This is a genomic window from Borrelia crocidurae, from assembly GCF_000825665.2.
Taxonomy (GTDB): domain Bacteria; phylum Spirochaetota; class Spirochaetia; order Borreliales; family Borreliaceae; genus Borrelia; species Borrelia duttonii.
The window spans coordinates 816,274-817,223 of the sequence record NZ_LN609267.1 but is presented as its reverse complement, the minus strand read 5'-3'; the positions used below and the strand labels follow the sequence as shown (position 1 = coordinate 817,223).

Annotated in this window: 1 pseudogene (running past one end of the window); it reads left to right on the top strand. The window is 28.7% G+C overall.

The window, feature by feature from the left end:
* The first annotated feature begins 4 nt into the window (after positions 1–4).
* Positions 5–950: pseudogene (gene murG / locus BN1173_RS03930) on the top strand (undecaprenyldiphospho-muramoylpentapeptide beta-N-acetylglucosaminyltransferase) (it continues 165 nt past the right edge of the window).

The following is a 950-nucleotide window of genomic DNA, read 5'->3' as shown; positions in this document are numbered from 1 at the left end:
GTATATAAACACTAAGAAAAGGATTTTTTTTACAGGAGGAGGCACAGGAGGACATGTTTTTCCAGGAATAGCAATAATTTCCAAATTAAAAGAATATGATACAAATATTGAATTTTTTTGGCTTGGAAAAAAAAATTCAATAGAAGAAAAACTTATTCAAGAATACGAATATATCAAATTTATTGCAATTCCGTCAGGGAAATTCAGAAGATATTTTTCTCTACAAAATTTCACTGATTTTTTCAAAGTAATATTTGGAATAATAAAAAGCTTTCTCATCATACAAAAATATAAACCACAAATCATATATGCAACTGGTGGTTTTGTATCAAGCCCTCCTATTATTGCAGCAAGTTTCCTTGGAGTAAAAAGTATAACTCACGAAATGGATCTTGATCCTGGACTTGCAACAAAAATTAACTCAAAATTCGCACACAAAATACATATAAGTTTTCAAGAAAGCACAAAATATTTAAAAAATAAAAACGTCTTATATACAGGATCACCAATAAGAAAAGAATTTTTAAATCCAAAATCAGATATAATCAAAAATTTGACTCAAAATACACAAAAACCCATAATCAGCATAATTGTGGAGTTCCTTGTGGAGCTTCTGAGACTGCAGTAAATAAATTAGTTATCGAAACATTTGATAAAATAATTTCATGTGTATTTTATTCACCAATGTGGCAAAAATTTAGATCCAACTAGAGAAGACAATTATCTAAGAAAACAATTTTTTAATGCAGAAGAAATGGCAAGTATAATAAAATTTTCAGATATAATAATAAGCAGAGCTGGAGCTGGAGCCATTAAAGAATTTGCAAATGCCGGTGCATGCGCAATACTTGTTCCATTTATAAAGGGCTCAAGAGGAGATCAAGTTAAAAATGCAAATTTATTAGAAAACCAAAATGCATGTTTAAAAATAGATGAAGATGATCTAAATG